The sequence below is a fragment of the Asanoa sp. NPDC049573 genome, from assembly GCF_040676615.1.
Classification (GTDB): domain Bacteria; phylum Actinomycetota; class Actinomycetes; order Mycobacteriales; family Micromonosporaceae; genus Asanoa.
Window position 1 is genome coordinate 20,795 of the sequence record NZ_JBFAPI010000042.1, and the last position, 6,296, is coordinate 27,090.

The window sequence follows — 6,296 nt, forward strand, 5'->3', positions numbered from 1 at the left end:
ACTCTGTAGCGGCTGCCGAGGGCGATGTGACACCCTGTCGGCAACGGGACGTGGCGCAGCTTGGTAGCGCACTTGACTGGGGGTCAAGGGGTCGTGGGTTCGAATCCCGCCGTCCCGACAGTGTGAGGGTTTCCGCAGGTCAGCGACTTGCGGAGGCCCTCTTTTCATAGCTCGGCATCGATGTCAGGTCTAGCACGCCGCTGTTGGACCCCTTGACTCGGAGTTATTTGACCATGCCGACCATCGACATCCGTAAGATCACCGCCGGGCTGTCCCCCACCTGGTCCGGCTACCTGCGCGACTGGGACCGCACCCTGCGCGCCGCCAACCATCCCGAGACCACCCGCTACAGCTACCTGCTCGCCGCTGCTCAGCTCGGCCGCTACCTCGCGCAGGAGTGCGACGAGTTCGACGCCCCGCAGGCCGCCGACGATCCGTGCCTGGTCGGGCGCGGTCACGTCGAGGGCTTCCAGGCGTGGATGGTCGACACCCGGTCCGCGTCGACGGCGCTAAACAAGCACAAGAGCCTGCAGCAGTTCTTCAAATGGCTCACCGTCGACGAAGAGGCGATCCGCCGCTCGCCGATGGACCGGGTCCGCCAGCCCAAGACACCCGAGAAGCTGGTCCCGGTCCTGACCGCGGAGGAGACCCGCAAGCTGTTGGCTGTGTGCGGGACCGCGTCGTTCGTGGACCTGCGGGACCAGGCGCTCATCCGCCTGTTCTACAACACCGGCGGACGGTTGGCCGAGGTCGGCAATCTCACCCTTGACGATCTCGACCTGCACGCCGACACCGTCCGCTTCCATGGCAAGGGCGCCAAGGACCGCCGGGTGCGGATCGGACCTCGGACCGGCCGGGCAATCAGCCGCTACCTGCGGGCCCGGTCCGGGCGGCGCGGGGCGGACCTGCCGCACCTGTGGCTGTCCGCACGCGGCGCCTGCCGCCTCGAACCGAACGGCATCAAGATCCGCCTCAAGCAACTCGGCGCAGCGGCCGGGGTCGCGAACGTGCACGCCCACCGGTGGCGGCACAGCTTCGCCCACGAGTGGAAACTCGCCGGCGGCGATACCGGCGACCTGATGCTCTTGTTGGGGTGGTCCTCAGACGACATGCCCCGCCACTACGGCGCCAGCGCCGCAGCCGAGCGGGCCCAGCAGACCCAGGCCCGCCTGGCAATCGGGGAACGAGTCTGACGACGGGGCGATGACCTCAGTCCTCCCGCCATCGCAGTCCCGCGCCAGAGTCGGCCCGCGGTGAATGACGGAAGGCAACATCGACATCCATCATGGACGGTGTTCATCGCGGACTTGCTCAGGTCAGGGCGGAACCGAATCAGGCCGATTAAGCGCTCTTTCAGCGTCCCACACCGGAGCCTTCCGCCGGGCGGCCGGTCGCCTCAACTAGCCGCCCCTCGCAGCGTCCTCGTCACGCTCGGCCAATCCAACGAAATCGACCAAACGACGCCTCGGCGGAGTTCGTAGCCTTCCTGTCGATCGAGAGCGTCAGGGCTCGGATCTGCCGAGCGGTCCGACCGCTAAACCCCAACGGCGTCTAGCTCGCGATCATGGGCCCGAACCCGACCGGCAATGGGCGAGGGCGCTAGATGGGTTGATCAGGTCTGCACCCGTGATCCTCGACGTTTCGGCCGGCGTTGCTCGAGTTACATCTGCCGTATGAGGGCTGGGACTGCGGTACGGCCCGCGGCCCGGCCACGATCGCCAGCGAGATTCCTCGTTGCTTTGCCCCGGCGGTCAGGTCACCGAATTGTCATGGCCGGGGCGTACGTTGGCACCAGGTGCTCGTAGACGGTCGTTGGCGGCATCATGTTCCAGTGGTGACCGAGCATGAGCGCCGCACCCGCTGGAGCAGCAAAGAACAGGTGCAGGTGCCTAGCGGCCGTTCGTTGCGTGGCTATCGCGATCGCGGTCCGTGCGGCGTGTGCCCAGCCGACCGCGAAGGCGGCGTCCGGCACTGCGGTCTGGCTCGGTCCGTGCGCAGGTCCGAAGACGACAAGTTCACCAACAGACGTGCCGTTCGAGCGCAGATACGCCTCGACGTCGCCAGCAATGTCGTGTGTCAGCGCGACTGCGACGGCGAGGTCGGCGCCCTGTCCAAGTTCGGCCTTATGTAGCTCTCGGGCTTCGACCAAAGAGGGTGTTACGTCACTGCGCCACTCGTCGGTGCGTTGATCAGCGGACACGACCCAGCCGCGAATGTCCGGAAGGCGCACTCCGGTGGCGAACCACATGGGCAGGCGCATGGCACCGATGACGTGCACCCGTCGCACGCCGAACGCTTCGAGGTCTTGCACCTTCGCCGCCAACTGCGGCATGACCGTCGTCTGCCAGTCGTCGGGGTTGACGAGTTGCCGGCGTTCCCGGTCAGTCTCGCCCTCGTAGAGGTCCACGAAGTCGAGAACCTGCACCGGCTGCAAGCTGTGCGCAGGGCGATCAATCGCGTGAACCGCGAAGATGAGCGTCCCTTTGCGTGCGAGAAGATCAGCGGCTGTCACCTCTTTGCGGATGTCGTCGCGGGTTCGCGCCCCAGCGCCGGTCTTGACCCATTCGCGGACGAGGTCGCGGCCAAGAGTCACGGCGTCGTTGTCGATGCGCAGGCCGGCGCCACGCATCGCGTCTCGAGCCTGGCGGAACCACGACGCTTCGTTGCCTTCATGGTGGAGTTCAAATTGGTCAAGGAAGGCCGACATCTCGGTCACGGTGATACCGAGATGCTCGGCCCAGCTCTTGCGCTGCTTGCCGGCTTTACTGCCAGGGGTGCTCGGACGGAGGCGCTGGCCGACCGTGTTGCTGTGCTTGTCGAGGAACCTGAGGATCGGGTCGATATGGTCGAAGGCGCGGTTTGAGATCAGTTGGAACCTGGGCAGCGGGTCGTCGTACCGGTGGGCCGCCCAGGTCGCGTGGAAATGCTTTAGCGGGCTCTTGCCGTTGGGAGTCGATGCGGTCGTGAGCCAGTTCGCATCGATGATCGTCTCGGCAGTGTTCGAGCTTTTGACCTGCAGGAAGCAGCTGGGGTCGGTGTGGCGCCGGACGACGATGTCGTCGAACGCGCCTCCATCGACGTCCTCGATGCTGATCGAGATGATGTCCGGGTCCAGCAGGGCCTGACAGGCCCAGTACCAGCCAATGATGTGCTGGTAGTCGTCGCCGCGGAGTGCAGCGGCACGAGCCGGAGGCGTCATGGCTGGGTCCTCGTCGCAGGAGATGTCGGCGTGTTGCGGGCAATGAGCTCGACCTTGTCAAGCACGAGCGGGGGCTTTGTGCTTGTTCAGCGCGGTCGAGGCAGACCGGGTGTCGATCATCCACGCCTGGAAGTCTTCGACGTGGCGGCGGGTAACGGCGACCGGTGTGCGTGCTTCCCCGCCCCGCTGGGGCGCCCGCGCATCGTTGGCGAGAAACCGGCCCAGCTGGGCGGCGGCGAGCAGGTAGTTATACCGGGTGGTGAGTGGATAGTTACCTGCCCGCAGCGACCTGTCCCAGTCGAGCAAAAAGGTTGCCCAGGCATCTGGCAGGCCGGCGCGGACCCGTACGAGGTGGTCAGTCATTGCCGGTCCCCGATTCGGTTGTCTGGTGGCCGCAGGACGGCCGGCGCCCTTCTGCGGAGACCCCATACAGCCGCGGCCGTGTCGGTGACGTCGTCGTCGCTGCTGCCTGGGTGTCCGGCGGTGAAGACCAGGAGGTCGACGTGGTCGCTAAGACCGCGGGCTGTTTCCGTCTGGACGTGCCGAGCGGCCTCAGCTTCTGCCGGGGTCGCGTAGTAGAGAAACTCGTCGCGATCCCAAGCGCCGATGACCGCGACGATGTGTAGCACACAGGTCATTCTCGTCGATCGAGCGGCGGGCAGGATCTGGTCGAGGTGCTTAGCGAATGTTGGACCGGGCTGACCTGGTAGGGCGGCTCGGACGGCGGCAATGGCGCAGGTGTCGGCGGTCAGAATGGGCTGGCAGGCGCCAAAGTGGTCGGCGATGCTGGCCGGTGTCGCGGGGTTGGGCGGCGTCGACCAGCCCAGGAAGACAAGGCTGACGGGTGCGGCGAGTTCGGCTAACGCGGTGGGATCGTTGATGGACAGGTACGTCCGCGACTCGCTGCCGCTGGTTTGCTCGAGGTTCGGGTCGCTGTCGAAGTCGACGATCGCGTCGCCGCGCTGGGTGTACACGAGGACGAGTCGCTGCGCTAAGCGCGGCGCAAGCCCACTGTGCGGCGTGGTGGAGCCGGTGTCGTCGCGGTCATCGAGCCGCCAGACGGCGATCGCGGTGTCGCCGCCGACGAGCGCAGGAGGCGGTCCAGTGCCGACCAGTCGTTCATGATTGCTCCGCGGTGTCGTGGTGCAGATGCCCGTGAGCAGCGAGCGCGGTGCGCAACTTCCGTCGAGCGTCGAACATGGTCTTGTAGATCGCCTTCCGGTTCGATCCGAGCCGCGCGACCACGGCATCCAATGGCACGCCGTTGAGCACGATCTCGACGAAGACCTGACGCTGGCGCTCGGTCAGCTCCGTCTCCACCGCCCGGCGTAGCGCCGCGACCAGCGCGCGCCATTCGGATTCCCGGGCGGGATCGAGGCCGAACCGGTCGGGGAGCAGATCCCACTCCTCGACCTCCAGCGACACCTGCGGCCCGCGCCAGAAGTGTCGCCCGATCTTGTTCGACACCTCGAACACGATAAACTTGTAAGCCCGGGTGGTGAAGCGGCTCTCGCCTCGGAACTGCCCGATCTTGGCGGTTATCGCCAGCAACGCGTCCGCGGCTGCCTGGTGCGCCAGGTCGTCGAGTTCGGGGCCGTCGACGCGCAGCAGCCCGCCTCGGCGCCGCACCTCGCCGCGTGCGACACGGAGCAGAATCTCGTGCAGCCGCAGCACGGCTGCCTCTCTCGCCGTCCCGCCCCCGCGCAACGCGCACACCCACTCGACCGACTCCGGGTCGAGTCGAGCCAGAACGTCTGGGCTGTCGTCCAGCCACGGGTCTGCCGGCATCACACGCGAACACTAACCACGGCCAGCGGAACCCGGCGTGGTACTGGTGACGCTGATCTCACCGTCGTAAGAACCCGGACAACGCGTGCCGCCAACCTCGCCCCATTCGTTCACGGACAAGACCTCGAGGAGACTCATCTTGTGCCCGCTGCACCCTGGTCAGCAGTTCCCTGCCCTGACGCTGTCGCTGCCGGGCGGGCGAGACCCTCCAACTGCCTGAGGCGCTCGCCGACGGCTTCGGCGTCGTGCTCTTCTACCGTGGCGCCTGGTGCCCTTACTGCAACGGCCAACTCCGCGCCTTCCAGCGGTCCCGCAAGACGCTCGCCGAACTTGGCGTCAAGGTGGTCGCGGTCTCGGTCGACGACGAGGGCACCACCAAGGAGACGATCGCCAATCACGGTCTGGAGTTCCCGGTGGGCCACAGCGCGGACGCCGCGGCCCTCGCCGAAGCAACTGGCGCGTTTGTCAACGACGACCCGACATACGTCCAGTCGACGGGCTTCGTGCTCGACCCGCAGGGCAAGGTCGTCGTCAGCGTCTATTCCAGCGGCGCCATCGGACGGCTCGTACCCGAGGACGTCGCCGGACTGGTCCGCTACCTCCGCGAGCATCAGGCTGCCTAGTTGGAGGCCGCACGCGAGACGCCGAACGCGGGAACGCATCGACTCCGGTAGGGTCCCGATCAGGTGTGCCGGGAAGTCTGGTCGGCGAGGCGTACACCCGCGTTCGGAGGCCAGCCATGCGAGCACCAGACCTTGTCGCACCCGGTCACTGTGGCTTCCCATGAGCAGCGACGTAGTGGCCTTCGCGGGGGTCACCAAACGATATGGCGACGTGGTCGCCGTCGACGACGTGTCGCTGCGGATCCGGCGCGGCGACATCTACGGTCTGCTCGGGCTCAACGGTGCCGGCAAGACGACCTTGATCCGGCTACTGCCGGGCATGGTCCGCCCGACCGCCGGCGTCGTGTCGGTGTTCGGGGAGCCGATCGGTCCGCGCACGCGTCGGGTCTGGGCGCGGGTGGGGCATCTCGTCGAGGCGCCCTCCGCATACCCGGAGCTGACGGTCCTGGAGAATCTGTCGCTGCAGGCTCACCGCGACGTTGCCGGTCGTGCTGCCGCCACCGACGAGCACCTTCGCCACGCCGCTGTCCCTGGTGGCGAAGCCGTCATAGTGGGAGCTTGGTGTCACCGCCGCGATCTGGCCGGTCTGCCCGGCGTAGAAGTTGTAGACCCACCACTCCCCCTTCGGCTGGTATTGCCCGGTCGAGTCGCGCACCAGCAGGTTGCCGAGGTCGTTGTGCAGGTTT

Annotated in this window: 6 protein-coding genes, 1 tRNA gene and 1 pseudogene; 4 read left to right on the forward strand and 4 right to left on the reverse strand. The window is 66.9% G+C overall.

Annotation, left to right across the window (positions count from 1 at the left end):
- Window positions 1–44: 44 nt before the first annotated feature.
- Both AB0J74_RS38500 and AB0J74_RS38505 read left to right on the forward strand, forming a co-directional pair.
- Window positions 45–118, forward strand: a tRNA-Pro gene (locus AB0J74_RS38500).
- Window positions 119–233: 115 nt separating this feature from the next.
- Window positions 234–1,193, forward strand: a complete 960-nt coding sequence (locus tag AB0J74_RS38505; RefSeq protein WP_363458142.1) for a tyrosine-type recombinase/integrase — start codon at window positions 234–236, stop codon at window positions 1,191–1,193.
- A gap of 563 nt (window positions 1,194–1,756) precedes the next feature.
- Here AB0J74_RS38505 and AB0J74_RS38510 read toward each other — a convergent pair.
- The 4 genes from AB0J74_RS38510 to AB0J74_RS38525 all read right to left on the reverse strand — a co-directional run bounded on the left by AB0J74_RS38510 (window position 1,757) and on the right by AB0J74_RS38525 (window position 4,873).
- Complete coding sequence (locus AB0J74_RS38510; protein WP_363458145.1) at window positions 1,757–3,199, reverse strand: SAVED domain-containing protein; 1,443 nt, start codon at window positions 3,197–3,199, stop codon at window positions 1,757–1,759.
- 57 nt (window positions 3,200–3,256) lie between these two features.
- Window positions 3,257–3,562, reverse strand: a complete 306-nt coding sequence (locus AB0J74_RS38515; RefSeq protein ID WP_363458148.1) for a phage integrase N-terminal SAM-like domain-containing protein — start codon at window positions 3,560–3,562, stop codon at window positions 3,257–3,259.
- The gene (locus AB0J74_RS38520; protein WP_363458151.1) at window positions 3,559–4,173 is read right to left on the reverse strand and encodes a hypothetical protein; all 615 of its coding nucleotides are present in this window, start codon (window positions 4,171–4,173) and stop codon (window positions 3,559–3,561) included. Before AB0J74_RS38520 ends, AB0J74_RS38515 begins: the two co-directional genes overlap by 4 nt.
- Before the next feature lie 145 nt (window positions 4,174–4,318).
- Window positions 4,319–4,873 (reverse strand): sigma-70 family RNA polymerase sigma factor, encoded by a 555-nt coding sequence (locus AB0J74_RS38525; RefSeq protein ID WP_363458153.1) that lies wholly within the window; start codon window positions 4,871–4,873, stop codon window positions 4,319–4,321.
- A 253-nt stretch (window positions 4,874–5,126) separates the two neighbouring features.
- Between AB0J74_RS38525 and AB0J74_RS38530 the strand changes: the two are divergent.
- Both AB0J74_RS38530 and AB0J74_RS38535 read left to right on the forward strand, forming a co-directional pair.
- A pseudogene (locus AB0J74_RS38530) lies at window positions 5,127–5,610 on the forward strand (redoxin domain-containing protein).
- A 160-nt stretch (window positions 5,611–5,770) separates the two neighbouring features.
- A partial coding sequence (locus tag AB0J74_RS38535) for an ATP-binding cassette domain-containing protein (protein WP_363458156.1) occupies window positions 5,771–6,296 on the forward strand: 526 nt, incomplete at its 3' end.

Bases quoted from the DNA above. Each gene is read 5' to 3' on its own strand.
- AB0J74_RS38515 (WP_363458148.1), bottom strand. From the start codon at position 3,562: ATGACTGACCACCTCGTACGGGTCCGCGCCGGCCTGCCAGATGCCTGG.
- AB0J74_RS38510 (WP_363458145.1), bottom strand. From the start codon at position 3,199: ATGACGCCTCCGGCTCGTGCCGCTGCACTCCGCGGCGACGACTACCAG.
- AB0J74_RS38505 (WP_363458142.1), top strand. From the start codon at position 234: ATGCCGACCATCGACATCCGTAAGATCACCGCCGGGCTGTCCCCCACC.